Source organism: Paenibacillus sp. WG02, assembly GCF_055396115.1.
In genome coordinates this window covers 4,466,176-4,491,969 of sequence record NZ_AP036016.1, presented here as the reverse complement: position 1 = coordinate 4,491,969, position 25,794 = coordinate 4,466,176, and the positions used below count along the sequence as shown (strand labels likewise).

Annotated in this window: 33 protein-coding genes; 25 read left to right on the top strand and 8 right to left on the bottom strand. The window is 41.6% G+C overall.

Annotation, left to right across the window (positions count from 1 at the left end):
- Positions 1-157: 157 nt before the first annotated feature.
- The gene (locus ACBP55_RS20300) at positions 158-1,711 is read right to left on the bottom strand and encodes a glycoside hydrolase family 27 protein (RefSeq protein WP_464644502.1); all 1,554 of its coding nucleotides are present in this window, start codon (positions 1,709-1,711) and stop codon (positions 158-160) included.
- Positions 1,712-2,055: 344 nt separating this feature from the next.
- Between ACBP55_RS20300 and ACBP55_RS20295 the strand changes: the two genes are divergently transcribed.
- Positions 2,056-2,178, top strand: coding sequence for a sporulation protein YjcZ (locus ACBP55_RS20295; protein ID WP_084160079.1), 123 nt, complete (start codon positions 2,056-2,058; stop codon positions 2,176-2,178).
- 214 nt (positions 2,179-2,392) lie between these two features.
- Positions 2,393-2,488, top strand: a complete 96-nt coding sequence (locus ACBP55_RS20290; RefSeq protein ID WP_127527793.1) for a sporulation protein YjcZ — start codon at positions 2,393-2,395, stop codon at positions 2,486-2,488.
- A 236-nt stretch (positions 2,489-2,724) separates the two neighbouring features.
- On the opposite strand, the gene ACBP55_RS20285 is transcribed toward ACBP55_RS20290, so the two are convergent.
- Together ACBP55_RS20285 and ACBP55_RS20280 are read right to left on the bottom strand one after the other, a co-directional pair.
- The gene (locus ACBP55_RS20285; protein WP_464644500.1) at positions 2,725-3,282 is read right to left on the bottom strand and encodes a hypothetical protein; all 558 of its coding nucleotides are present in this window, start codon (positions 3,280-3,282) and stop codon (positions 2,725-2,727) included.
- Between the two features lie 356 nt (positions 3,283-3,638).
- Positions 3,639-4,526, bottom strand: a complete 888-nt coding sequence (locus ACBP55_RS20280; protein WP_464644498.1) for an AraC family transcriptional regulator — start codon at positions 4,524-4,526, stop codon at positions 3,639-3,641.
- 160 nt (positions 4,527-4,686) lie between these two features.
- On the opposite strand from ACBP55_RS20280, the gene ACBP55_RS20275 reads away from it, so the two are divergent.
- The 3 genes from ACBP55_RS20275 to ACBP55_RS20265 all read left to right on the top strand — a co-directional run bounded on the left by ACBP55_RS20275 (position 4,687) and on the right by ACBP55_RS20265 (position 7,923).
- Positions 4,687-4,809 carry a hypothetical protein gene (locus tag ACBP55_RS20275; RefSeq protein WP_464644496.1) on the top strand — a complete coding sequence of 41 codons (123 nt, stop codon included), beginning with the start codon at positions 4,687-4,689 and terminating at the stop codon, positions 4,807-4,809.
- Between the two features lie 16 nt (positions 4,810-4,825).
- Positions 4,826-5,512, top strand: a complete 687-nt coding sequence (locus tag ACBP55_RS20270; protein ID WP_464644495.1) for a phytanoyl-CoA dioxygenase family protein — start codon at positions 4,826-4,828, stop codon at positions 5,510-5,512.
- Positions 5,513-6,408: 896 nt separating this feature from the next.
- A complete protein-coding gene (locus ACBP55_RS20265; RefSeq protein ID WP_464644494.1) occupies positions 6,409-7,923 on the top strand; it encodes a malate:quinone oxidoreductase in 1,515 nt (504 codons plus the stop codon).
- A 78-nt stretch (positions 7,924-8,001) separates the two neighbouring features.
- On the opposite strand, the gene ACBP55_RS20260 is transcribed toward ACBP55_RS20265, so the two are convergent.
- Positions 8,002-8,136: a hypothetical protein gene (locus ACBP55_RS20260; RefSeq protein WP_464644493.1), complete on the bottom strand. Its 135-nt coding sequence runs from the start codon at positions 8,134-8,136 to the stop codon at positions 8,002-8,004.
- Between the two features lie 120 nt (positions 8,137-8,256).
- Between ACBP55_RS20260 and ACBP55_RS20255 the strand changes: the two genes are divergently transcribed.
- From ACBP55_RS20255 to ACBP55_RS20240, 4 genes are all read left to right on the top strand, one after another.
- Positions 8,257-8,559, top strand: a complete 303-nt coding sequence (locus tag ACBP55_RS20255) for a hypothetical protein (protein ID WP_464644491.1) — start codon at positions 8,257-8,259, stop codon at positions 8,557-8,559.
- A 13-nt stretch (positions 8,560-8,572) separates the two neighbouring features.
- Positions 8,573-9,031, top strand: coding sequence for a type II toxin-antitoxin system VapC family toxin (locus tag ACBP55_RS20250; protein WP_464644489.1), 459 nt, complete (start codon positions 8,573-8,575; stop codon positions 9,029-9,031).
- A 279-nt stretch (positions 9,032-9,310) separates the two neighbouring features.
- Positions 9,311-9,763, top strand: a complete 453-nt coding sequence (locus tag ACBP55_RS20245) for a GNAT family N-acetyltransferase (protein ID WP_464644488.1) — start codon at positions 9,311-9,313, stop codon at positions 9,761-9,763.
- Positions 9,764-9,833: 70 nt separating this feature from the next.
- The gene (locus ACBP55_RS20240; protein WP_464644486.1) at positions 9,834-10,019 is read left to right on the top strand and encodes a GNAT family N-acetyltransferase; all 186 of its coding nucleotides are present in this window, start codon (positions 9,834-9,836) and stop codon (positions 10,017-10,019) included.
- A 195-nt stretch (positions 10,020-10,214) separates the two neighbouring features.
- Here the strand turns inward: ACBP55_RS20240 and ACBP55_RS20235 are convergent, their stop codons facing one another.
- Positions 10,215-11,066, bottom strand: a complete 852-nt coding sequence (locus tag ACBP55_RS20235) for an aldo/keto reductase (protein ID WP_464644484.1) — start codon at positions 11,064-11,066, stop codon at positions 10,215-10,217.
- A gap of 354 nt (positions 11,067-11,420) precedes the next feature.
- Between ACBP55_RS20235 and ACBP55_RS20230 the strand changes: the two genes are divergently transcribed.
- The 11 genes from ACBP55_RS20230 (at position 11,421) to ACBP55_RS20180 (ending at position 20,043) form a co-directional block, all read left to right on the top strand.
- The gene (locus ACBP55_RS20230; RefSeq protein ID WP_464644483.1) at positions 11,421-12,359 is read left to right on the top strand and encodes an AraC family transcriptional regulator; all 939 of its coding nucleotides are present in this window, start codon (positions 11,421-11,423) and stop codon (positions 12,357-12,359) included.
- Between the two features lie 343 nt (positions 12,360-12,702).
- Complete coding sequence (locus tag ACBP55_RS20225) at positions 12,703-13,035, top strand: carboxymuconolactone decarboxylase family protein (RefSeq protein WP_171649522.1); 333 nt, start codon at positions 12,703-12,705, stop codon at positions 13,033-13,035.
- A 69-nt stretch (positions 13,036-13,104) separates the two neighbouring features.
- Positions 13,105-14,106 (top strand): aldo/keto reductase, encoded by a 1,002-nt coding sequence (locus ACBP55_RS20220; RefSeq protein ID WP_464644480.1) that lies wholly within the window; start codon positions 13,105-13,107, stop codon positions 14,104-14,106.
- Between the two features lie 264 nt (positions 14,107-14,370).
- Positions 14,371-15,009, top strand: coding sequence for a cell wall hydrolase (locus ACBP55_RS20215; protein WP_464644479.1), 639 nt, complete (start codon positions 14,371-14,373; stop codon positions 15,007-15,009).
- A gap of 133 nt (positions 15,010-15,142) precedes the next feature.
- Positions 15,143-15,373: a hypothetical protein gene (locus ACBP55_RS20210; protein ID WP_464644477.1), complete on the top strand. Its 231-nt coding sequence runs from the start codon at positions 15,143-15,145 to the stop codon at positions 15,371-15,373.
- A gap of 549 nt (positions 15,374-15,922) precedes the next feature.
- Positions 15,923-16,072, top strand: a complete 150-nt coding sequence (locus tag ACBP55_RS20205; protein WP_464644476.1) for a hypothetical protein — start codon at positions 15,923-15,925, stop codon at positions 16,070-16,072.
- Between the two features lie 454 nt (positions 16,073-16,526).
- The gene (locus ACBP55_RS20200; protein ID WP_464644474.1) at positions 16,527-16,775 is read left to right on the top strand and encodes a hypothetical protein; all 249 of its coding nucleotides are present in this window, start codon (positions 16,527-16,529) and stop codon (positions 16,773-16,775) included.
- Positions 16,776-16,954: 179 nt separating this feature from the next.
- Positions 16,955-17,512 carry a MarR family winged helix-turn-helix transcriptional regulator gene (locus ACBP55_RS20195; RefSeq protein ID WP_464644472.1) on the top strand — a complete coding sequence of 186 codons (558 nt, stop codon included), beginning with the start codon at positions 16,955-16,957 and terminating at the stop codon, positions 17,510-17,512.
- A gap of 54 nt (positions 17,513-17,566) precedes the next feature.
- Entirely contained in the window at positions 17,567-18,388 is an 822-nt protein-coding gene (locus ACBP55_RS20190; protein WP_464644470.1) for an alpha/beta fold hydrolase, read from the top strand.
- Positions 18,389-18,787 carry a MerR family DNA-binding protein gene (locus ACBP55_RS20185; RefSeq protein WP_464644468.1) on the top strand — a complete coding sequence of 133 codons (399 nt, stop codon included), beginning with the start codon at positions 18,389-18,391 and terminating at the stop codon, positions 18,785-18,787.
- Positions 18,788-19,410: 623 nt separating this feature from the next.
- Positions 19,411-20,043: a zinc dependent phospholipase C family protein gene (locus ACBP55_RS20180; protein WP_464644466.1), complete on the top strand. Its 633-nt coding sequence runs from the start codon at positions 19,411-19,413 to the stop codon at positions 20,041-20,043.
- A 441-nt stretch (positions 20,044-20,484) separates the two neighbouring features.
- Here ACBP55_RS20180 and ACBP55_RS20175 read toward each other — a convergent pair whose 3' ends face one another.
- A complete protein-coding gene (locus ACBP55_RS20175; RefSeq protein WP_464644464.1) occupies positions 20,485-21,363 on the bottom strand; it encodes an alpha/beta hydrolase in 879 nt (292 codons plus the stop codon).
- 482 nt (positions 21,364-21,845) lie between these two features.
- Here ACBP55_RS20175 and ACBP55_RS20170 point away from each other — a divergent pair, with 482 nt between their 5' ends.
- Genes ACBP55_RS20170 through ACBP55_RS20160 form a run of 3 tightly spaced genes read left to right on the top strand, consistent with a single transcriptional unit; the run spans position 21,846 to position 22,956 of the window.
- The gene (locus tag ACBP55_RS20170; protein ID WP_464644463.1) at positions 21,846-22,175 is read left to right on the top strand and encodes an ArsR/SmtB family transcription factor; all 330 of its coding nucleotides are present in this window, start codon (positions 21,846-21,848) and stop codon (positions 22,173-22,175) included.
- The gene (locus ACBP55_RS20165; RefSeq protein ID WP_464644461.1) at positions 22,172-22,570 is read left to right on the top strand and encodes an SRPBCC family protein; all 399 of its coding nucleotides are present in this window, start codon (positions 22,172-22,174) and stop codon (positions 22,568-22,570) included. The genes ACBP55_RS20170 and ACBP55_RS20165 overlap by 4 nt, the downstream gene beginning before the upstream one ends.
- A gap of 17 nt (positions 22,571-22,587) precedes the next feature.
- On the top strand, positions 22,588-22,956 hold the full coding sequence (locus ACBP55_RS20160; protein ID WP_464644460.1) for a DoxX family protein: 369 nt from the start codon (positions 22,588-22,590) through the stop codon (positions 22,954-22,956).
- A gap of 209 nt (positions 22,957-23,165) precedes the next feature.
- On the opposite strand, the gene ACBP55_RS20155 is transcribed toward ACBP55_RS20160, so the two are convergent.
- Positions 23,166-23,555 carry a DUF1259 domain-containing protein gene (locus tag ACBP55_RS20155; RefSeq protein WP_464644459.1) on the bottom strand — a complete coding sequence of 130 codons (390 nt, stop codon included), beginning with the start codon at positions 23,553-23,555 and terminating at the stop codon, positions 23,166-23,168.
- Positions 23,556-23,686: 131 nt separating this feature from the next.
- Positions 23,687-24,064: a hypothetical protein gene (locus ACBP55_RS20150; protein WP_464644458.1), complete on the bottom strand. Its 378-nt coding sequence runs from the start codon at positions 24,062-24,064 to the stop codon at positions 23,687-23,689.
- A 282-nt stretch (positions 24,065-24,346) separates the two neighbouring features.
- Here ACBP55_RS20150 and ACBP55_RS20145 point away from each other — a divergent pair, with 282 nt between their 5' ends.
- Together ACBP55_RS20145 and ACBP55_RS20140 are read left to right on the top strand one after the other, a co-directional pair.
- Positions 24,347-24,826: a MerR family transcriptional regulator gene (locus ACBP55_RS20145; protein WP_464644457.1), complete on the top strand. Its 480-nt coding sequence runs from the start codon at positions 24,347-24,349 to the stop codon at positions 24,824-24,826.
- Between the two features lie 24 nt (positions 24,827-24,850).
- On the top strand, positions 24,851-25,723 hold the full coding sequence (locus tag ACBP55_RS20140; RefSeq protein ID WP_464644455.1) for an SRPBCC family protein: 873 nt from the start codon (positions 24,851-24,853) through the stop codon (positions 25,721-25,723).
- Positions 25,724-25,794 lie beyond the last annotated feature (71 nt).

Below are 25,794 nucleotides of genomic sequence, written 5' to 3'. Positions count from 1 at the left end.
TGAAACGCTATTTATCCAGTAACATATAGGTGCCCGATTTTTTGACAGCTTTAAGGGTATGTGGACCGTTAGAAAGCCCGCTTATGCTATAAACGGTTTGTTGCAGCTGCCGGGTTGCGTTGAAAGTGTTGACCGTTTGCTTGAACACATTATCGATTTAAATGTCGACATTGCCTTGAGAAACGTCTTTCTCCGTGATCAGGTCGATTCCCGTGCCTGTGAACGTATACTCGAAACTATCGTTATTCGTTTGCGTGAAGTGGACGTCATCTAAATAGTCGCCGAGACCTCGATTGCTGCTGCGCTGCCAAGCCCCTGTGTATTTGATACCGGTATCGTCGTCGTTGGCCGTCACGGATCCTCCCGTAGTCGTTACTTTGAGTAACCGCGATGCATGCGAAGGCAAATTGACTGAACTATAGCCGGTGTTGTAAGTCCCCAAATCGCTATGACTCCACAAATCCCGGACGGTTGCAGCGCCGTTCAATCCAATGTCATTCCAGTTGACGTTGACCGTCGCAGCGGTACTGTCGAGATTGAACATTCCGACGGTGTAGCTTCCGTCTCCATTATTGGCATACCAAACCTGTTGATTGATGGCGGTGGATACTGGATGAGCTGGTCTACCCGCCTGGTTGACGGCAATAACTTCATCGTTCGTAAGTAAGGAGAGACCGTAGGGGTCCAGATTGGTCAAATCGTTACCCGTATACAATTGCGCCGAAGACATCGCCCATAACGACATAGCCGTCTGCCGTTCATTAGGTGTCATGCCGTCCATAGCGCCGTTACCAATGTCAAGAGAATCGAAATCGTTCCAGCCCCCAGGTCCAGCATCCCGCCACCATACAGCGGCATCTGGGAAAAGTCTTGCGATGTTGGCCCAACTGGTAAGAGCTGTATTCGTGCAGTAGCACTCGACATCCCAATCCACGCGCCATCCATTTGCGTACTGTTTCCATGTATCTACGTAATTATGATCCAAAGCCCAAGAGAGCTCGAACCAAATATTGTGTGAACTTAGCGCTTGAGACCAGGCGGCTACGTCGCCGCGTGCATCGATCGATGTGTCGTTGTGCCCGGAGCCGGGGGTGACGCTGTCGAACTTCACGAAATCGACGCCCCAAGAAGCAAATAAATCTGAAATGGAATTAATGTAACTTTGGGCGCAAGGGTTGGAGAAATTGATTTTATAGCCTAAATTCCAATAATCCGCCGTAGTCAGCGGTTGGACAGCGATATCGTGCAGCGTACAGCCAGGGGCGCCAAAAATCGGCAAATTAGCGTTATACGCTTGCGGCGATAATCCCGGTATCATGTATAAGCCGAATTTTTGTCCGTTCACATGAACATAGTTAATAACATCGGTGATCCCGTTTGGGTAAAGGGTGCTGCTCGGGACGGGCCTTCCATATCCATCGATGCCGCCGTTCCATCCTGCGTCAACATTGATGTAATTGTAGCCGTGCGATTGGAGACTTGTATGCATGGCATCGGACTGTGCTTTAATTTGCGCTGCCGTAATCCAACTGGAATTGCCCGAGTACACTTGCATGCTATAGCTGCTCCAGCCCATTAAGGGTTTGAGTGCTAACCCATTATTGGCCGCATTCGCGACCTGTCCCGCTGAAATCCCAAAGCCCGATTGTACGGTGATTATAAGTAAAAACGCGAACAAAATAGACCTTGCTTTTTTCAACCATGTCAACATAAATCCATCTCCTTTTAAAAAAATAACATCGTGTGAATCAAGAATTAGCGCACGGAACGAAAACCTCCTTTCAAAAATGATAGCGCTTTCTCAAGTCTGATCATATAAGGTTTCCGAAGTCTCAAGCAAGGTACATTTAAGCTATTTCACGTACAATTTTCCTTATTTTCTCGATAGTACGAAACGGAAGTGAGAGTAGTCATGCCTTCAATTGATACATGTTTTTGATAATATTAGGTTTTCATTCGCCGATTGTCTCCTAATGGCATACGTCCAAGCAAGCAATATGTACCGAGCATATATTTATACCGTAAGTGAAAAATCAATGAAGGGAATGAGTACACATGGGAGCAGTTGGTTATGGTGGTGTAGGTTGTGGTGACGGTTATGGATGGAGTCGCAATGTAGCAATTGTTTTGGTTCTTTTTATTCTTTTGGTAATCATCACAACAGCTTTTGTAATCTAATTCAACAACTCGAACAAGAAAAACGGCTCGTGTTCGCGAACTTTACGAACACGGGCCGTTTTTTCTGGTTGTTCTGATCATTAAAAAGGCTGGCTAGCTGCTGTTGAGCTTTCCTAGGCGTTTGCCTCCCAGTGACAAACGTCCAATCAAGAAGTATGTACTTTGCGTATATTTATATCGTAAGTTAAAAATCACTGGAAGGGAATGAATAAATATGAGCGGAGTAGGTTATGGATGGAGTCACAACGTAGCAATTATCTTGGTTCTTTTCATTCTTTTAGTCATCATCACAACAGCTTTTGTAATTTAATTTCTGCAACTCCTTAATCGAACACTAAGAATAACGAGAAAAATAAAGACGGCCTATCGCGTCATAGATGCGTATATAGGCCGTTTTTTATCGTTGTTCTTTTCAAAAAACGAACCCATGCAACATGAGAACAAGGCAACTCATCATTTAATTCTCATTGAAAGGAGCTGCCTCGCGGCAGTTCCTATTTGTCCATTAAGTATTGGGTAGAGTAGAACGGTATACTAAATTCCAATTCATTTAAAATAACTGACATCAGGGTCTGCGGTTTGCTTTTGTTTAGGAAATAGAAATCTTTCGATATATGGCGAAGATTGACCTTGAAGTCGAAATTTTTTCTCAATCTCGGTAGCTTGTTGTCTGGCTTGTTCTGCGGTGAGCTTGTGAGCAACGATATCGTTCATTAAATTCAAAGCCATAAAATTCGCTCCTTCCTGGTCGCATTTTGCAGTGGCTTCGCCGCTCGTACGGTCAGGATATAAACTTCCGTCGAATTTAGCAAGCTCGTCAAAGCGTTCAGGAGGGACTCTATAATCGATCGTCTGTTCCAAATAATCTAGATGGGGAGTAGGAAAGTGATGCGGTACGGTATCAAGATGAACAATAGTGCGTTTCCAAGGGCCATTATTATACCATATTATTCTTCTTGCGCTCGCTTCGCTTGGTAATCCATATTTCTTGATTAGCATGTAAGCCGTATCTTTGGGTTGTCCCGACCAACTGGCTAAGATTTGATCCAGAACTGGATGGGCTCGGAAATGAAGGGATTGAGAGCCATAATTTCTTATATCCATAAGTCCTCCTCATATCTGATTAATTTTATCCTAATATATATGTTGGTGAGGTGCCTATGGTTACATCTTAGTTCCTGATTAATCATTACGAATAATTAAATAAACAATCAGTCCTATGATTGGAAAAAACAGCATTGCTAATAGAATAATTATTGCAAATTCACTGCTTTTACCTCTCCTTAGGCTATCTCGATATGCCCATACGCATAAAACGATATGCACTAAAAATAACGCAAAGGATAATAAAAGAAATAATAAAATAATACCGGAGCTAAAGGCAAAACCAACGTTACTATGCAAATTTGATCACCTCTTCTTCGATAATTAATGGGTACGCAATCACTTTGTGCTGGAAGTCACATAATTTGGTTTTTACGCAGCCGATATGCTTTTGGCGTAAAACCTGTAAATTGTTTGAAGGTGCGGTTGAAATGACTAATGTCCTCGAAGCCCGTTTCCAACGCAATGCTGATGATCTTCCTATTCGTTTCGGCGAGGAGCATTTCGGAAAGTCGGATTCGCATCTCATTGCGGTATTCCAGAAATGTGCGTCCAGTATAATGTTTGAACTTGAGTGTAAAAGCGGTGCTCCCGAGACCGCACATACGGCAGACTTGATCGAGCGTGAGTGGTTTATCGCAATGTGCAGCGATGAACTCGCATGTTCGCTTCATGAGCGCAGCATCGTCCCCTTGTTCAACGAACTCATCTGCTTTTCTTATCGTATAACCCCGGCTCAAAAAAACGAGCAATTCGATCAGCTTTGTTCGGAGGAGGATACGATAACCGGAATTCTTGCCAGTAAACTCGGCGAGCATGTTTTGCAGTAAAAAGTCAGCTTCCGTTCGTTGCGCCGGCGGTAAGGAAAGTCGGGTTCGGAACATGACCGCATTGCGAATGAATGGCTCCATGTAGTAGAAATCGACGAATGATTCCACTTCGGCTAAAGCGCGCATTTCATTTGTCAAAAACGAAGGGTGGAACAGAACGTTGTATACTTCAAGCGTGTGGTTGGGCTCTATGTCGTAAGCATGCTCTACTTCTGGTTCGATCACGAAAACATCGCCTTCCGAAATTGCAAAATTCTCGCCGCGATAGGAGTGATGCCCCCTCCCTTTGCGCACAAATACAAGCTCAACAAATTCGTGCGAATGAGGGTCAATCGCGCTCGTAATCTTATAAATTTGCATAAAAAAAGGAAATACAGGACTTTCCAGAAATTGATTGTTGGTTAAGCGGGACATTGCCTATCCTCCATATCTTATCCAATATGTTTTCAATATACAGTATATTCGCTAAATTACGCAGTTAGTAATATCCGCATGGTTATATGTAAAATCCACCAAGTTAACTATATAACTTCCATGTTAAAGTAATCTTGAAACTAGTAGGGAGGCCCTGACAATGGAGAATATGGATATGGTTAACCATGTTATAAGTACGGAGCAAAAAGAGTTCTATAAAGAAAACGGATTCGTGCAAGTGGATAACATTCTGACAAAGGATGAAATTGCGGGAGCTGACTAGCTATATTGAGGAAGCAATGAGCGAGCAGGGAAGCCGATCACAGAAGACGTCAACGCCGGATATGAGCTATTACCGTGTGTTGAACCAGAAGGTTAACGTTTGGCGCGATCATGCGGGAATAGCGCGTTATACCGCACATCCGCTTCTTGCAAAGGTCGCGCTGGAGCTTGCGGAAGCAAGTGGAATCCGCCTGTTTCATGATCAAGCGCTGTGGAAGATGCCACAGGATTCGAAGGAGACGCCTTGGCATCAGGATTTTCCCTATTGGCCGATGAACGACGAGATTGGGTCGAAGGGAGTGAACCGGACGAAGACGGTGTCCGCCTGGATTCCACTTGACGATGTGGACGAAACGAATGGCTGCATGATGTTCGTACCTGGATCGCATAAGATCGGTAAGTTACAAGGCATCGATCTGGTAAACCCGCAAAATATTTTCGACGAAGCGAAAGGAACGGCAATTGATACAACGAAACCGGTTCAAGTTCCGCTCCGTAAAGGCAGTTGCACTTTCCATAATGGGCTGACCTTTCATTATGCGCACGCCAACAAAACTGACAAACCGCGACGCGTGTTAGCTATCATCTACATGCCTGATGGTACGACTTACAATGGCAAAGCTCATATCATCACCGATCCGCTGAATCTGGAACAAAACGAAAAGCTTCAAGGAGGCATGTTTCCATTGCTCGCCAGACGTTGACCAGACTTGTTTCTCATGTGTATTTCAGACTGAACACCGCGTAAATCGCGGTTTTTTTGTTTTTGAGATGACATATGGAAACAGGCGAAGAGCAATTTTTTGCGGAGATCGGCGAAGGTATTCTGGATTTCACGAAGAGGAGAATATGACTTGTTGCCGGAGTAAAAGGTTCAAATCGCATAGAGAATTTAAGTAGAATGGCTGACGTCATACGTCAGCCATTTTTTATGCTGGTAGAAGATCCTCAGTGACAGTTGACATGGATATTATCTGTTACAGAAGTTGAATTTATTTCAGGGTTTGACGAATTGATATCAATTACTTTTTAAAAACTTATCTAAGCAAATAAAGTGATGCTACCCCCAGGATTGGAACCACAATAAGCATGATCCCTAGTCGAATTGAAATTAAATCTTCGTGTGAGTACACAGAAGCCACGACCTTTCTTATCAGCTTAGTATATGCATACGATATGTATTCAATTTAAGCTTTGTCGAATCCTTTGATGAAAAAACACTACTTTTGTCAGTTGGCTTTTTTTCAAAAGAAGAATGGCAGCTTCTAGGCAAATTTAGTTCAATTAAATGGCAGGTTAGTTTAGGATAAAAATATGTTAAAATAAAAGAGTGATAATTGAATTTGACTGTTATTCACCGTCCTATTAAGCTCTATCGAATATTAATTTGCACGCTATTGGTATTATCCGGTAAGGTTTCTTCGCCGCACTTCTTGTCGTATAGCTTATAACTATCATATAATAGTAAATAAATATTTTAATCATAGGGTTATAATGATCAGAAAAGGTATATGACTAGGTCGAACTCTGGCTTGCTGTAGCGCAAAAGCAGGAGCGCCTATAACCTTTCTGCAAATTTTAGGGTATAAGGATGGTAAAAATGAGCAGCAGAGAAACTAAAACAGACGTCATCTTAATTGGTGCTGGAATCATGAGTGCGACTTTAGGGACACTTTTGAAAGAATTAGTTCCGGAATGGGAAATTACAGTGTTTGAGAAGCTCGAAAATGCAGGAGAAGAAAGCTCTAACGAATGGAATAATGCAGGAACAGGGCATGCGGCACTGTGCGAACTTAACTACACTGTCGAAAATCCAGACGGGTCTATAGATATTAGCAAAGCTATTAAAATTAATGAACAGTTTCAGCTTTCCATGCAGTTCTGGTCTTATCTTGTAGAAAGCAAACTGATACGTAATCCGCAGGACTTTATCATACCATTGCCTCATATGAGTTTGGTGCAAGGGGAACAAGATGTAATGTTTTTAAAGAAACGTTTTGAAGCGATGTCGAACAATCCATTGTTTCAAGGAATGGAATTTTCCGATGACCCTCAAAAGCTGATGGAATGGATTCCACTTATTATCCAAGATCGTCCATCGAATGAACCTATAGCAGCAACCAAAATCGACTCTGGAACGGATGTCAATTTTGGTGCTTTGACGCGTATTTTGTTTGACCACTTAAAGAGTAAAAACGTCGATATTAATTACAAACATAGCGTTGATAATATTAAACGTACTAGAGACGGATCGTGGGAATTGAAAGTAAGAAACGACAGCGGTAACGTCGAACGCCATACTGCAAAATTCGTCTTTATCGGAGGCGGGGGAGGCAGCCTTCATTTGCTACAAAAATCCGGTATTCCTGAAGGAAAACATATTGGCGGATTCCCGGTAAGCGGAATATTTATGGTGTGTAATAATCCGGATGTTGTCGCGCAGCATCATGCAAAAGTATACGGAAAAGCTAAGGTTGGAGCTCCTCCCATGTCGGTTCCGCATCTTGACACAAGATTCATTGACAATAAAAAATCGTTGTTATTTGGACCGTTTGCCGGCTTCTCACCAAAGTTTTTAAAAACCGGTTCAATATTTGATTTGGTAACTTCCGTAAAACCGGATAATCTCGTAACGATGTTGTCCGCAGGTGCAAAAAACATGTCATTGACAAAATACCTGATCGAGCAAGTTATGTTATCGAAAGAAAAGCGCATGGAAGAGTTGCGAGAGTTTATCCCGAACGCCAAAAGCGAGGATTGGGATTTAGTAGTAGCGGGCCAACGTGTGCAAGTTATCAAAGATACGGAAGCTGGCAAAGGAACGCTTCAATTTGGTACGGAAGTTATTAGTGCCGCTGATGGCTCGATAGCTGCATTGCTCGGCGCTTCTCCAGGTGCTTCTACCGCCGTTTCCGTGATGCTTGAGTTAATTAAAAAATGTTTCCCGCAACAAATGAAAGCATGGGAACCAAAAATAAAAGAAATGATTCCTTCTTACGGCGTGTCACTATTGAAAAACCCAGAGCTCATCCAAGAAATTCATACTTCAACAGCGCAGACGCTAGGTTTAAGCGAAAACCTGCCGTTACAGATAGCACGCCAAACCGTATCATAAATATTAAAGTTTTGATTTGAAAACATGTTATATAAACTCAGACCCTCGGCCCGATGCTGAGGGTCACTTTTTTACTATTCACGAAAGACATCCGTTACGACTAAATAGCCGAGGTATACCCTGACTGAATTTGAATACACCGTTAATCATAGTAGCATCCAAGTAAGGCAGGCGCGCTTGATTATTAGCCTTTACGAATAATACTTTTCTCATTCCCGTCTCCCACCTTATTTAGAAAATGGCTTTCGATCCCAGTTATGTCCGACATCACCCCCTGAAATCGACAGAATTCGACGAATGCTTATAAAAGCTATGCATAAGGAGTGAATCACGATGGCGAATAATTACAAACGCTTCATTCAAAATCAATTCCAAAAAGCGAAGTCCACCGCTTCCGAATTCATTTCTTCAAGAAGTGAAGAGCAAGAAGAAGGCACAATAGAACTCAATCCGCAATATTATGATGAGCTGAAAGCGATCGCCGACATGCAGCATACGACTGTGCAAACGATCGTCAATGGAATCATTGTCCAATACCTGGCAAGTGCCCCCTACGAATCAACCCCCATCTCAGTGGATCAAAAGGAAGATAACCCGCTTCTATATTTGGATGGTATTTGCAAACTTGAGGATTAAGGAGTGCTGACATATGGATAACCACTTGAACATTCAGGATGCAATTTTTCTGGATGAAACAGCTTTAGCCGCTTTAATGAACCCTGAAGATCCACACTATGCGAAAGCCCGTTCTCTGTTTCTAGATTTGCATGATCTTGAACGTAATTACATAACGACCAACTCCATTATATTTGATCTTCATCAATGGCTTCGTAATGAATACAGCTATCAGAAGGCGGAGTATTTTTTGAATGCAATTGATAAAGCAGTGAGTAAAGGCAAGTTGTCGCTCGTCTCCAGCGGACCCGAATTTGAGGGGGAATCGCGCAGACTGCTTATGGACAGGCCCGAGCTCCGTTTCTCGCTCAGCGAAGCGTTCACTGCTGTGACCATGTCCTATTATCAGGTAAAACGAATCTTTACTTTCAACCGCAATTTCATAATGCTTGCCAATTTGGATAAAGATATTCGAATCATTCCATCCAATTAAAAGCCAATAACTAATACAGTCTGCCCTCTTGAGAGGCCGGCTGTATTTTTTTCGTTCCACCTGAATCTCTTCCCAAATCGTGATGTCTTTCGCTGCTATTAAAATACATCCATGCTGTCTGATATATTGTTGATTCAATTTTCTCACGGGTGCTCGCTTATTCGCAGGAATTAATCACTTTTTTGGAGTAGAATAGAAGAGAAGGGGAGAAATGAGCATTAAACGACGGTGAATTATACTTAAGTACGAGTAATGATGGTTCAATAAAGGAGGATTTAAATGGAAATACGCAAGTTAGATACTTACGAGTCGCCTTCAATGGAGCTGTTATTGCTAGCAGACCCTTCTGAACAGATTGTTAAAGAATATCTCAAACGAGGGCAGTGCTATATAGCAGAGATGGATAACACTGTTTTAGCAGTCTATGTATTATTGCCTACAAGACCTGAGACAGTTGAGTTGGCGAATATTGCTGTCAACGAGAACCACCAAGGTAAAGGGTTAGGAAAGAAGATAGTACAGCATGCAATTAACAATGCTAAGTATCAGGGGTATAAAACCATTGAGATTGGCACTGGGAACTCAAGTATGGGACAACTCGCACTATATCAAAAATGTGGTTTTAGAATTGTTGGGATTGATAGGGACTTCTTTATAAAACATTACACTGATGAAATTTTTGAAAACGGTATACAATGCAGGGATATGATTCGTTTATCTCAAGACCTATAGTTATATGCAAAACTGGTGTTATTAAGAAACAGGGCAGTGGTAGATGAATAATTCAAAAGGAGGGAATGAAATGCTAGTAAATGAATATAGAGGTCGTGGACTAAGTAAATGGTTAATGAGTGTCATCATAGAACACCCTAAATTAAAAGGAACGAGTTTTCAACTTGCAACAAAAGATGCCCATTCTCTATATGCACAATATGGATTTAAGCCATTAGGACAAATTGAAAACAGAATGATCAGATCTCTTGATTAGGAAGTTGTATATCAGGGTTATAAAAATAAATAAATAAATAATTTGTTTTCCGCTAACGAGGAAGTATGACAAGACTGTTATTTTGAAGTTCGGGGACATTAGAGCTTCATCCTATGAAATACTGGTGTAAGAAAGGATGGTGGTTTCAATTAAACAGGGAGCGGACTGCCGCGGCAGTTGCTCCCTGATCGATTGTTAGATATCAAGTTTACGGTTACTGATCCATTTCACCATTTCAGGATCGCGATGTGAAAAGAATAGGCTCTGTTTCGTATCTAATGTAGTAATCGACTCCATATCCTCTTGGCTTAATTCAAAATCAAAGATATTGAAGTTTTCGATAATTCTTTCTTTACGAACGGACTTTGGAATCACAACGACTTCTCTTTGTGTCAACCAACGTAAAACCACTTGAGCAACGGATTTATTAACCTTTTCAGCTATGGATACCAATAGCTCATTCTGGAACAAGTTATTTTTCCCTTCAGCAAAAGGCGCCCAGGATTCGATCTGAACATTACTTTCTTTCATGAATTTTGCATTTTCGATTTGTTGGTTGAAAGGATGCGTTTCAACCTGGTTTACAGCAGGAACTACTTCATTATGAATGATTAAATCGATCAGACGATCCTCATGGAAGTTACTAACGCCAATTGCACGTACCTTTCCTTCACGATACAATTCCTCCATAGCGCGCCAAGAACCATGCACATCGCCGAATGGCTGATGAATTAAATACAAATCCAAATAATCCAATTGCAATCTGTCCAGTGAATTTTTAAATGCATTTTTTGTGCGCTCATAACCAGCATCCTGAACCCAAAGTTTCGTAGTAATAAATAATTCCTCTCTTGCCACGCCACTCCGTCTGATCGCTCTGCCAACTGCTTCTTCATTTAGATAAGAGGCAGCTGTATCAATCAGCCGATAGCCTGCCATAATAGCGTCATAAACGCTTTGTTCACATTCATTTTGATCTGCAATCTGAAATACACCAAAACCGAGTATAGGCATCTCAACACCATTGTTCAAAATTACTTTTTGCATATATAATCCTCCATTTTTTAAAATTATTTGTAAGTCGATTTAACCTTTATCCACCACTCTTCACATCCTTATTATGCACCAGATAACAAAGAGACCGTTATCTCATTCGTGCCAAATGTTTGCCTAATCCTCTCACTACCACTTATGTAACATACAAATATGGATTATAATCGAACTATGAGAAAACCTCTATCGAGGCCGTTCAATGATGAGCGACCGCGTTTAACGAGGAGAGACTTTGGTCTACGACCAAAGATCCCTATATTAGGTTTTATCGCCAATAATCAAGCCGTTTTCGAGAGCCGAAAACTTATACTTTCTTATGTGGTAAAAAATAGGAACAAGGAGAATCAAATGTCTGAAATAATCACTAAACAGCAGAATGAGCTCACCAAAATCATAGAGCGCTTTACACAAAAGGACGGTGTTCACCCAACTGCTATTCCGTCCTTATTTTTCATACGTGTCTCGAATGCGGTTGAACAAAGCCATGGAGTTTACAAGCCTTCCTTTTGTATGGTAGTTCAAGGGGCGAAGGAGGTTTGGCTGGCACAGGAGCGCTTTAGGTACAGTCCTGCCGATTACCTTGTTGCATCCGTTCACTTGCCAGTTACCGCCCAAGTCACTGAAGCAACTCCCGATGTTCCATATTTGGGTTTCAAACTTGAATTCACATCTAGTCAAATCTTAGAGCTTTTACATGGTTCTGAATTTCGTGTTGATCCGAAACAAAATCCGAAGCGAGCTATGTTTGTCAGCCAGATAGAATCATCTTTGTTAGATTCGGTCATTAGGTTAGCTCGTTTGCTTGATAATCCTAAAGATATTCCGGTGCTTGCTCCACTATTTACGAAGGAAATTCTTTATCGGGTTCTGCAAGGTCAGAATGGGATTATTTTGGAGCAAATTGTAATGGAAGGAAGCTCAACCCATCAAATCAAAGTTGTTACTGAACAAATCATGAATAACTATGATAGCCCCTTACGGATTGAAGAACTTGCCGAAATAGCGAATATGAGTATTTCTTCGTTACATAGACACTTTAAAGAAATCACTGCGATGAGCCCTCTTCAATTCCAAAAACAGCTTCGGTTGCAAGAAGCGCGGCGCCTATTATTAACCGAGTCGGCGGATGCTTCTGAGGTTGCCTACCGGGTAGGCTACGAAAGTGCATCTCAGTTTAGCCGTGAATATTCTCGCATGTTTGGTTTTCCTCCCAAAGCTGACTTGAAGCGTCTGAAGGAAACATATGCCCAGGAACAGGTAATTACTGAGCAAGTATCCAATGTGTGAAGGCATTTTAAGCAGTTAGTTCGATCTTTATCTAGAAAGGCCAAATAGAAACTCTCTCATCAATGTTAGGGGGGGATTCTATTTGGTTTTTTTATTATATACACAATCACAAATTCATAAGTGTTCTTTCACGTGAGAGAAATAGGCAAACATTTAGGATGATCAGGATATCGGTTTCTTTTTGATTCGTTGCATAATTAAATTACGCATGATCAGTCATTTTGGACGGGCATGAAAACGCGTGGGATAACGGTCTCTATTTCATTTGTGCATATTAAGGATGAGCTTAAACTTCTGTAAATAGAAGAGTAATAATAAAAAAAAGTGGAAGTAGGGATATTAAATGTCAGATTCTTCAAAAGAACTTACTGTCGCACAGAAAAACTTCGGTGATTTTGCACCAAAGATTGTTGAATTAACCGATGATGTTTTATTCGGAGATGTATGGAAACGTAAGGAGCTTACTCCACGTGACCGTAGTTTAATTACTGTATCTAGCTTAATTACTGGCGGGAATACGCAACAATTGAAGTCCCATTTAAACTTAGCAAAACAAAACGGTCTTACGGAAGAAGAACTAATCGAAGTAATGACCCATCTTGCTTTCTATGCAGGTTGGCCGAAGGCAATGTCAGCCATGACGGTTGCAAAAGAGGTATTCTCAACAGAAAAATAACAATAACAAAAGGAAGTACTTATATATTCTAATAAAAGAATAATAAAAAGTTTGGAGAGGTGAATTATTTTGGAAATTCGTTCTTTAGGACAAACAGGCTTAAAAGTAACTAATCTGTGTTTGGGCACGATGACATTTGGCAATCAGGCAGACAAAAAAACCTCCTTCGAAATACTTGACAAGGCGTTCGACGCCGGTGTGAGTTTTATCGACACGGCAGATGTATATCCCATTGGGAGGGCTTCTTATGCCAACGCAGGTGCAACCGAGTCGATTATCGGGGAATGGCTAGAGAGTAAACGAGACAAAGTGGTGCTAGCATCAAAGTGTTTTGGTACGATGGGATCCGGAGCAAATGATCGTGGGTTGAGTAGGAAGCATATCATAACATCCGTAGAGGATAGCCTCCGCCGTCTAAAAACGGACTATCTCGACCTCTATCAAGCTCATCAATTCGACCCAAGCACACCTATGGATGAGACTTTACGTGCGTTTGATGATCTCGTTGAGCAAGGCAAAGTCCGCTACATAGGTGTATCAAATTGGCGTGCTTGGCAGGTGGCGAAAGCAAACGGAATTGCTGAAAGAAAAAATTACGCCCGTATAGTGAGCATTCAGCCTCGCTACAATCTCTTGTTTCGAATGATTGAGGACGACTTGGTTCCAATGGCCCTTGATGAGGGGATTGGCATTATCAGTTACAACCCACTTGCAGGAGGCATGTTGACAGGCCGTTATAGGAATCATGCAAGTGTCGAAGAGGGGACTCGTTTCGGACTCGGAAACAATGCGGGTTCGTTGTATCAGGAACGTTATTGGCAAGAGGCGCAGTTCGACGCTGTTGCAAAGTACCAGGCCTGGTGCCAAGAACATCACTATGATCCAACAACGACGGCCGTACGTTGGGTTACACAGCAACCGGGAATCACCTCCGCCATCATTGGTGCGAGTCGTCCGGAGCAGTTGGACGCGAGTCTGCGTGCTGCTGACATGGATAAATTAACGGAACAGGAGCTAGCTTGGCTCGATGGACTTTGGTTTGCTTTACCTCGTAGACGCGAGTTTAGTTAAACTCAAGGTGAAAGAGCAGTAAAATTATAAAAGCTTGTTACAGAGAACTATAGTTGAGGGGCTTGCTTCGCGGCAGTTCCTTTTTTGTGATTTGCGACCCTTAATAGGTGTTTCTCCCGAAGTTTATAGGGACAGCCTTGTGCTGTTCCCTATTTTTCGAGCGTGTAAGGCGACATCTTGAGTCGGATCAACACCCCTAAATTTGTAATGCTGCATGTCGTTGCTTGTGCGGCGCGTAAAAGGAAGAGGAGGTTATCTTAAAACATGAAGAAGAAACTACAGGCTCTTATCTGCGTCTGTTCCCTTGGTGTAATGGGGATGACCGCACCGGTCGGTGCGCAATCGTTAGGTCAGGGCACACAAAGTGACCAAGTACTGGATTTGCAAGAACGATTAACCGCACTGGGTTACTTTAAAACAGGAATTACCGGTTACTACGGCATCCAGACTAAGAATGCGGTAAAGAAATTTCAAGCCAGTTACGGCTTGTCAGTTGATGGTGAAGCCGATTCCCTAACTCTGTCTAAACTAAATAAAACGATTTCACCCAAACAGTCGGTTCTGGACGAAATGGCGCGAATAATTCATTCCGAAGCTCGAGGGGAGTCCTTTTTAGGACAAGTTGCCGTGGGAGCTGTCGTTCTTAATCGAGTTCAGTCCGAAAAATTTCCTGATTCCATCACTGAGGTTATTCATCAGCCAGGTCAATTTTCAGCCGTTGATGATGGCCAGTTTAACCTTAAACCAAATTTGTCAGCCTACCGTGCGGCAGTAGCCGCTTTGAATGGTTTGGATCCAACAACTGGGGCACTGTATTTTTACAATCCTGATATTGCCCTGTCATCTTGGAGCAAAAAAAGAACCGCCAAGATTACTATTGGTAATCACGTATTTACCTTTTAACAGGAATTAGTCCAGGAAGAATGAGGTTAATTTTGTTCCATTAGTTAAATTGTATTCAGAAGAAATTTATGAAATAATTGAAATTCAGTGTTGTGACAACGGAAATACAAATCCAGCCAATGGAGGATTCACAATGTCGGACAATATCTCAAGCAGCAATCCAGGAAAAGTACATTTCATGTTAAAGTCCACTCCACCGAGAACAACTTTTCCTCAGGACATGACTGAAGAGGAACGGAACATCATGCTACAACATATTGCCTATTGGACTGACAAACAGAATCAAGGAATTGCTTTGGTTTTCGGACCGGTTCTAAATCCGAGTGCCCCACATGGAATCGCAATTATTGAGGTTGAGAATTAAGATCAAGTTCCAAAACTCATCGCGGAAGATCCCGCCGTTATTGCAGGTGTGATGACAACGGAATTTTATCCAATGATGGCAACGTAATCAAAATAACCTGACGAAATACGTCAATAACCCATGGATGATGCTTAGTACAGGAGCTGCTTAACGCGGCTCCTTTTTTGGTTTAATCAACAAATGGGCAGTTTAGTGTATAGATATTTTGATGAATGGTACAAGGCTGAGCATCCTGAGTGATCATTTAGAGTTTGATAGAACTTTTGGAACAAAATCATCTTTCCAGCAAGAATCCTATAATCGATTTTCGTCACGGCTCATATGCCTTCTGGTGAACTTTAGGAGGCAAACTTTAATGAGCTCTCATCTTGATCACATGGTGGGGGCTTTTTGACGCTTTCGTAGTGGATGTACGTGGTGATGCTTAGTGTGAGAGTCTTTCTTTATGCTCTGATTATTATTCGAAACTAACTAGGATGTCCAAGCAATTGTATTAAAGGTCCGTATAATAGTAGAAAATCACATAGATTTCATTAGGAGGTAATTGTTTTGGTTATGAATACTACCGGTGGCGGATTTTCGGCTACATATCTTGTCCTGTGCGTCTTGATGGCTGTTGTTTCGATGTATTATGGAGGACATGCTTTAGCCTGTAACAACCTTGTTCTGTGCGCCTTGTTGGGTATCATTACGATGTAAAGGAAAAAGTCCTCGGGGTTCTTTCCCACGGACATATCAAGAGAATCTGGATTTACTTATAGAATAAGCGGGGACGACGGTCGGAATGATGGAGGTCGGATAGAGTGGATGATTGAGATCAGGCTTGCAACTGACAGGGAGATATTAGTTTCCCCTCCACGCACGCACATTCTTTGAAATACCCAATCACATAACCTGTCACTATCATAGAAATACAGAAGTTAGATCGAGAGGAGGAAATATATATAGGTACAAGCTGTGAGGTTATGGCGGAATGTTTACTAGTGTAGGTGTCATTCTTGGTCTGTTTATCTTACTTGTTATAGTATCTCGTGACGGAATGATTTTACTTGTCTCGATAGTATTTGTTCTTTTAGTCATTATTTTATTTTTTGTACATGAACCGCGATTAACCTTCAAAATAAAAAAAATCTAAAAGGCAAGGTGATATTAAATGGCAATCAATAAAAAACATGTGAAAACTCTAATTGGAAAAAAGGTTTACGTCATGACACGCGAAGGACAGGTTGTAGAGGGCATTTTGCATAAGATGGACCGTAAGAAAATATATCTTGATCAAAATAAGAAGCCTGTAGGCACAAGTGCTTTCTCACCATTCTTCAACCCATTCACACCGCTTGTACTTTTCGATTTGCTGGCAATTTCTGAGTCTCCGTTTTTCTTTAGCCCATTTTTCATTTAATCATCTCGATGCATGATTCTAGAGCATGAGTTCGGTACTGTATTGAGCTCATGCTCTTTAATTTTGCCTTAATCCGTTTGGTTGTAGTATTTTAATGTATTTGTCCAGCTCAATTTTCAACTGTTCGATAATCTTACATTCCTGTGTCTCGGATTTATGATGTAAAAAAATCATGTGGTGTGAACCATACCATAAGTAACGGTATAGTTTTAAGGGAATGGATCGAAAATGCGATAGTTTTTCATAAGCATCCCACCCCGGGAAGCGTACAAAGTACATTTGACATTGGTTTGATATCAAACTATAATACGGTTATGCAAAGTAGAGATGCTATTTCATTGATTTCCAAAATTAGAGAGAAAGTTAATCGATTTATAGTAGCAGAGATGGTGAAGTATGGGATAGACGGTATTGGCACTTCGCATGGTGATATCATCTATGAACTATTTAAGAAGCCCAGACTCACTATGGCGGACATTTCTAAAGGAATTAATAAGGATAAATCTACAGTCACAGCACTTGTTGACAAGTTGGTCCGGCTTGGATATGTGACAAAGGAAAGGGACAGAGAGGACACAAGGGTTGTTTATGTTGCTTTAACCCATAAGGGGAGTGAACTGAAACCAATCTTTGAATCAATATCTAAAGAAATGTTAGACGTGTTTTACTTAAACATCTCTGAAAAAGAAAAAGAAGATCTGATTAACGTTTTAAAAAAGATTTATTACAACTTTTAAATTTTTTTGAATAAATAGTTTGATATCAAATTAAATTTCGAGGAGGAAATAATCGTGAAAGATTTTACGAAAGAATTGCCCGATCATATGGAGAAATACATTGGGGAAAACGATTTATTTTTAGAGATATTCGAGGGGGAAAACCTTCCGAAAGCAACTAAAAAAAGGCCCCCTTTACTTTTTGTACACGGTAGCTACTCAGGAAGTTGGATGTGGAGCAAATACATTCCTCACTTTATCAATGAAGGGTGGAAATGCTATGTCATGAACTTGAGAAGTCACTACAAAAGCAGGCTGTTGGATATGACTAAGATAACTTTCGAGGATTATTTGGAGGATATTAAAGAGGTTATCGCTGAGTGTGGTGTTTCGCCAATTCTTATTGGATTTAGCATGGGGGGGATCTTGAGCCAGAAGTTGGCTGAAACCGTCGAGATCGCAGGATTGGTATTGATCGATTCAGTCATAAGCAGAGAAGTTCATGAAGTAGTACCATACAAAAAATTAGCCCAGATGATATCTGGTAACATATTGCCTGCCCCAGCTCGTGAAGAGCTTACAAGCATAGATGAAACGGCAGATGACATTGAATTTCAAAGAAAATATCTGACAATGGAGTCATCTAAGACATTTAACGCTTTTTCCTTTTCAATCGAGACAAAGGGGATATCAATAGACAGCAGTTCAATATCTTGCCCGTGCTTGGTTATCAAAGCAGTAAACTGTGATGATGACGACCGTCGGGGGAGGGTGACAGCAGAGCACCTCCATGCTGCATATAAAGGGCTTTGGAACACAACTCATACCGGCGTGCTGGTAGGACAGAGATATATGGAAACAGTAGATACAATCATGGACTGGTTAAAAAGATTTTAAATGGGCGCCAGGGTAAGAAAGCGCACCGTAGAGACAGATGCTGATGTTACTAGGTTGCATCAAATTATATCGCTTAAGCAGCTCGGTTTTGCTCTAGAGGAAATCAAAGTAATGATTAATAACCCTGGTAATAATCTGACAAATATGCTGGAAATGCAGCTTTCCCGATTAAACGAGCAAATAAGCATACTGGCAGAGTTACGTGTTCGCTTGCAAGATATTTTTGAACTGTTAGTTTCAGGGCAATCGGTATCAAGTGAACGGTTTATGATGGCAATGCAAATGATGAGGATCATTCAGAGCCCACATTTTAAGCCGAGGCAAGCAGAAGAAATAAAAAATCAGTTTAAATCATTAGACGAGAATGAGCTGGAGAAAAGTTATGCAGAAGGGCGATGACTTATTGCTGAATTCCGTAAATATAAAAAAATGGGCAAGCTTCCGGATGATCCTGAAATCGCTTCTTTAGCGGTACGTTGGAAGCAAGAAGTAGACTCATTTGCTCCTGCAGGAATGACTTAACGGTCCATATCCTAGAGTAACGAGGAACTTATGATCTAGTAAAGTCAGTTAGAGGGAACGCGGAGTGCTGGGAAACTAGCACGCTCCGTGTGGAACAGAGGAAAAGCTGGAGATAACATCAAATGCTTACCTATTGTTACCATTAGTTCAATGAAGGACTCTATACAAACGACGAAGGAGCTGCCACGGCAGCTCCTTTTGCTTCTTCACAAAATAAGGGTTTTTGTACATATGTCCAAATGATGTTAGTTTGTCTCCTTTTTAGAAGAATCCTCTTCTGAAAAGGAGATTCAAACTCGAACTCGAATGGACGGCGCTCAAACTCTAACTAGAACGGGCTAAATCCAAAAGGACTGAATCCGAACGGAGTAAAAGCGCTTGTGTGAACAGATTTCGCATTTCTTTTCCGACTTTTTTTGTTTGCCAATACTGCCTTTTCTAAACGGGAGGTTAGTTATAACTCAAATCCCATGGTAAAATGTGGTTTAAGGAGGGGTTTTATGGGTTCGCGGTTGATGCATTTAATAATTGGTGAGATGGTCGCTTCTAGCCTTGCCGTAAAAAACAAGAGAGTTTTTTTAGTTGGTTCAATTGCGCCTGACGCTGCTTTCTCGTTTGAAAGGAAAGTAATTACACATTATTTCGAAGGAGATGTAGACAAAAGAACTAGGCAGGTTAACTACGAAAAATACATTGAGACATACCTATCAGATATAAAGGATGACTACTCGTTAGGATATTTGACTCATTTAATTGCCGATAACGTGTGGATGGAGTATATCTATTACCCATATGAATTAAAGCTAAAACAAGATTTAGACCCGACCTTTATTAAAAGATGGCATTCAGATTTTAGAAAAATGAATACAAAACTGCTTTTTCATTATGATATGGAATACTTAAAAGATTGGTTGAGGTTTGATGCTCTCCCGAGAGAAATTGATGATGTAACTCAAGTCGACTTACAAAAATTTATTGATGAGATGTACGGGGACTTTGAAATTATAGAAAAAAATAAGAATTGCGAACTTGAAGTCTATAAGTTTAATGACATTATCGAGTACATAAACTTATCGAAATCAAAGGCTATTGCTGTCATAGAAGAACTTACTTCTGATTACACACAAGACTAAATGAGAGTTCAGGTATTGAAATATTGAAGGAAGAGTACAGTTATCATCGGATTATTCATCAAAAACTTTTAAAAGGCATGGCAATAAAGATATTTGGTTGCACGAATGTTATTGTACTAAATGCTATCGAATGCCATACAACCTTAAAAGCAAGATAATCATGTGTGGGAACAGAGGGACAAGCTAAAATTACTACATCCGTGGCTTATCGAAGCTAGAGAAGAGCTGGGACTAGTAAATCGACATTATCCAACGAGCTAGCAAAGAGAATCAATGTACCTGTGTTACATAAGGATGATATTTACGATTCTGTAGCTGGAGCACGGTTCAAGAAACAAAATCTGCTTCGATTTTCTTTATCGTTTCTTAGAGAACGTTCTGTTAGGTGTAAAAGATAGATAAAAGCCCTCACTGAGAGGGCTTTAAAATTGAGGACTTAACTCAATATCTTTCACTTGCTGATTTTGCTTGTTCCACTCCCCGCAATACTCTGAGCCAGTTCCCCATGATTGAGAGTGCATTTTCTGTTTTTACAATCGAGTCGTGATTTTGATCAGCAATGATGCGGACCTCAGCCTTACAAAATCTTTCATAAAGTGGTTTATATGCACTAGCGTCGAATACCTCATCATCAGCCCCAACCAAAACGAAAGTCGGTTGTGTCAACTGAGACAAATAAGTTTCGTAATTATTCCCCACCATGCGCGACAAGGCGAGCCGATAGCTAAGATTACAGGATTCAGTCCCATGTAGCTTTTCAATCGGTGTGAATCTGCGGTATACAATAGCGTGATTATAACGGTGAATGCCAAGCGCATTGAGCACCATCAACAACAGATATCGTGGGATGCTCACCTTGGATTCGTTACCGGATCCACCTTTTCGATCAAGTGGCGCATTAGGACTAAGTGCTGGTGAAATGAGTAAATAGGCAAAAATGTCCTTATGCATCGGTCGTATGGTTTGACGGAGTGCTGTCGCACCTCCCGCAGAATGACCTCCTACTAAGATTTTCGCACCGGGATGACACTTCTGAACAAAATAGAATAGGTCTTCCAAATCATCATCAAGTTGCCCGATGTAGTCAATGTCGCCGCGTCGAATGGGATCATTTCCATACCCGCGTAAATCCGGAAGGTACACCGTGGCGAGCCCATGTTGAGATACATATTGGCCGAATTCCCTCAAATACAGGCTAGGTTCCGTAATACCGTGTAGAAAAATAAGTACAACATCGGATGGACCCTCAAAAAAACGATATGGAAGTTGAGCACCATCACGAGCGGTGTACGTTTCAAAGTCTTCAGGATAAGTATTCATTAAAAGATGATCCCCCCGCATTTCTTTTGACCTTCCTCTATTTAAATCTTACAAAAGGCAATCGGAAATGGGAAGAGTTATTATTGGATGGCATTAACTTCGAACGATTCCAAAGTTCGATTTTCACCATATAGCTCGTTCAAATGCTGCATATGAGCCGTTCCCCAATCCACCAAGGCTTGCAAGAGAGGGGTTATTTTGTAGCCGTATGCAGAGGGATCCCGAATAGGAAAATCGGGAAAGCCGTATTTTTCCAGTGGAAGGGGAACGTCACTTAGGATTCGTCCATCTGTAAGAAAATGTCGGTGGACAAGGATACAAACGTTTTCCCGCAGCGCAGTACTAATTCAAACAATAAAAGTTGGAATTTCATGTGGAGTTTAAAAATATTGTTGACACGACACCAAATGGTGACCTATAATCAAAGTGTCACCAAATGGTGTCCAATCAGAGAATCGACAAAACACTTAGGAGAGGGTGTTGTGAGCGAGAGCAACCAGTTGCGAGATGTGTTTGACGCGATTGCAGATCCAACTAGGCGCCGACTGATTCGTCTGTTAGCTGAAGCAGAGGAGATATCGCTTCATGAATTAACGGCACAGTTTCAAATGGGTCGTACAGCGATATCCAAGCATTTGACAATCCTTAAAGAGGCCGGACTGGTACTTGATCGAAAAGTCGGCAGAGAAACGCGATTTAAGCTAAACGCCTCTCCACTCAGAGAAATTCAAGATTGGTTGGCTTTCTACAGCAAGTCCTGGAGTACGAATATGTTGCGCTTGAACCAACTATTAGAGGAGGAAGAAGAATGAGTTTAACATTAGCCTTGGATTTTCAGTACACGACATCGATCGAGAAGGCTTGGTCCGCCTTAACCGATTCAAGTAAGCTTGCCAAATGGATCATGGAAAATGACTTTAACCCCGTCGAAGGACACCGTTTTCAGTTTCGCACGCAGCCGACCGAATATTGGAATGGAATTATTGAGGGCGAAGTGCTAATCGTGGACGTTCCAAACCGGTTGTCCTATACTTTTGCCAGCGGAGAGGAGCACACGGTCACCTGGACCCTGCAGGATTTAGGGGACGGAAAGGTTAACCTTCATCTCGAACAAACTGGAATCTCAAATGCTCAAGGAGTCGAAGGCGCTAGGTATGGCTGGGGTAAATGGTGCAGCAAGCTTGAAAAAATGTTGGCTGAATTATAAAAGGGAAGGAGAACCTTATGTTTATTATTTTTGTTATTTTACAAAGTTTTCTGCTCTTCACTATGGCCTTTGCCGGCGGAAGCAAGCTGGCTGGTACGAAAAATCATGTTGAAATGTTCGAGTCGATTGAACTGCCGCAATGGTTTCGAGTTGTTACGGGGCTCGTTCAATTAGCCGGGTCAGCCGGACTTGTCATCGGATACTGGTATCCGGCAGTAGCCGCATGGGCAGGCATTTGGATTGGCATCACGATGCTGGTGGCTTGCCTTTCACATTTCAGAGTCAAGCATCCTGTTGGAAAAGCGATACCGGCCTTTGTGATTACTTTGATTGCAGCCACTCTGGTAGTTGTGCATGCATATGGAATGCCGCATCCCTTTATATAACAAAGGTGCATCTGAGGACAAGAACATAAATCTATAGAGATCCCTTATAACCGCCGAAGAAAAAGTATCATAAGAATAAAGAATAAAGCCGTTTTCCTAGTCATTTTAGGAAAACGGCTTTATTCTTTATTTACGAGGTTTTTTTAAAAAGGTTTGATGACTCTCAATGTCTATGGTGCATATTTGGCCATGGCTTTAAGTGCCAACCTTTAATGAATTGCTTTTAACGCTTGCCTGACTTTTCTTGCGAAAACAAGTGGTCTATCAACTGATTCAATATTGATATAAATCAAACGCGGTTGCTCGAACAACCATTCGTTGCGAACAGACGAAACTTTTATTCCTTGATTTCGAATGGCCGAAATGAATGTATTGACTTCTTTTTGTAAGAATGCTCCTCTACCTAAACATAGTGCTCTTCCAGTTCTATTATTTAAAGATTCGAACGAAAAAGAAGACGTTACACGAAATCTTTTTCCCAAAATTGTTGCTCTTATTTGATCTCGATTTATTGTCGTCACACATTTTCCGCCAGCGAAGCCGGGTTGGCCACCTATAATCTTTGAGAACTGCTCACAAAGCAAGCCGTTATTCGCCATACTTCGATCCTCCTTAGGTTTCTATTTATGGTATGAGCACACGAACAGGGTACTAAAAGCATTCAAAAGTGCTGTGGTTTCTTTGTGTTTTAAAAATATAAGATGTGCACCTGAAGGGCGCACATCTTAACTTAGAATACCACAATAACTCCTTGTACAGATGCTGCTCCTGCACCAATATTCGTGATTCGGAGTTTGTACGTTCCGGCCGGTATACGAAAGCTCAAAGCTACGGTAAGGGTTCCAGTCAGCGTTACGCTGTTGGTAACCGGGATACCAGTTACGGCATTCACAATCTGATATCTGACAACAGGGGTTGTAATACTGCCAGCTCCGCGGCGTTGGGAAACAATGATTTCTCCTCTATTTACTAGGTTCCGGACCTGGAAGGTCCCTGTGAAAACCGTTCCATTGAAAAAAGGAAATGTAAACGTTAGTATTCGTTGAAGACGTGTAGATCTTTTTAGGCTTGTTGATGTTGTTTTCGATAGATTTAAGGAAGCTCTCAACCATTTCACCCCATCTCTTTTGATATATTAATAGAATATGTAAATATTTCATTTTGGTTCTTGATTATTAAAAGATAGTCCTTTGTTAGAAGGTATCTAGCAGAAGAGTTGAATAACTCATCGCTACTAAAAAAGGGAATTGAAGGATTTTAAAAGTGCTTATAGAATACATTTGGATATATTTAACACCAAAATACTAACTAACCACTTGCACCTTACGTAACGTCACGTTTTATACTAAAGTCACCGGTAAACAGCTAGCGCCAAAGAAAGGAGTGGGTTATGCAGCAGTATTGGAAAGTGGGGGAGCTTGCCAAATTGACTGGACTTACAATCCGCACTCTGCGGTATTACGATCAAATCGGCTTATTTTCACCGTCAGGGTATTCCGATAGTGGTCATCGGTTGTATAACGAAGCCGATATCAAGCGGCTGCACCAAATCTTGTCTCTAAAAGATTTGGGCCTATCGCTTGAAGAAATTCATTCGGTACTTAAAGGACATACTTATAACCCATCTGACATCGTGGATATTCAGATTGAACGGGTCCGGAAAAATATAAAAACTGGGCAGAAACTTCTGGCTGAACTCGAGCGCGTGGCCGAGCGAATGAACCATCAGGAGCCGCTTTCAATTGACGCATTTATTTCATTACTGGAAACAATGAAGTTAAGCCATGAAAAGTATATTATTGATCACCGGATGAACTGGGAGCGCCGTTTCGATATGCTTGGCGATTTTCTAAACGATAATTTAACTTGAGTTCTCTAAAGGGAGGATTTACTAATGAAACAGCGATCTACGAATCATTCTACATTCCAAATTGAGCGCATTTACCGAGCTACTCCGGAACGTGTGTTTGCGGCATGGTCCGACCGAAGCAGCAAAGCTCGCTGGTTCCAGCCTGCCGAGGAATTCGACTTCCGTATCGGCGGACGTGAATTTAGCAGAGGTGGCCCTCCAGGCGGACCTGTCTATACATTTGAGGCCTATTACCAGGAGATCTTGCCCAATGAACGACTCGTATACACGTATAGTCTGGACCAAGGAGAAATCCGGATATCTGTGTCCATCGCAACGATAGAAATTATACCGACCAGCGATGGTGTCAAACTGATATTTACGGAGCAGGGAACGTTTTTAGACGGCTACGATACGCCGGAACAACGCGAGCATGGAACTAATGTAATGCTGGACCTTCTCGGAAAATCTCTTGGGGAAAGCAACGCAGCTACCTTCGAACTCGTATCTCGTCGGAAGTTCGGTGCCTCTCGGAATTTGGTATACCGGGCTTGGACGGAGCCTGAACTTCTCGCCCAGTGGTGGGGACCTAACGGTTTCACGAATACTTTCCACACATTCGATTTTAGACCCGGAGGCATCTGGGAATATACGATGCATAGCCCTGACGGAACTGACTTTCCGAACCGAAGTGTTTTTCATGAAATCGGGCCCGAATGTATTGTGCTACGGCATGAATCCAGACCTAACTTTATCCTGACGTTCACAATCGAGGCTGTTGATGGTGGGACTGAGATTACTTTCCGGCAGACTTTCGAAACAGAGAAAGAATACAATATGCTTAAACATATTTGCGAAGAAGCGAATGAACAAAATTTAGACAGGCTCGGATCGCTGTTGAAGAGGCTTTACGAGTAGGAGTGGTAAACGTCTCATAAATCCGTTACTTATACCCATGTGCAGCTAGTTCAGACGGCTGCCTTCTATTG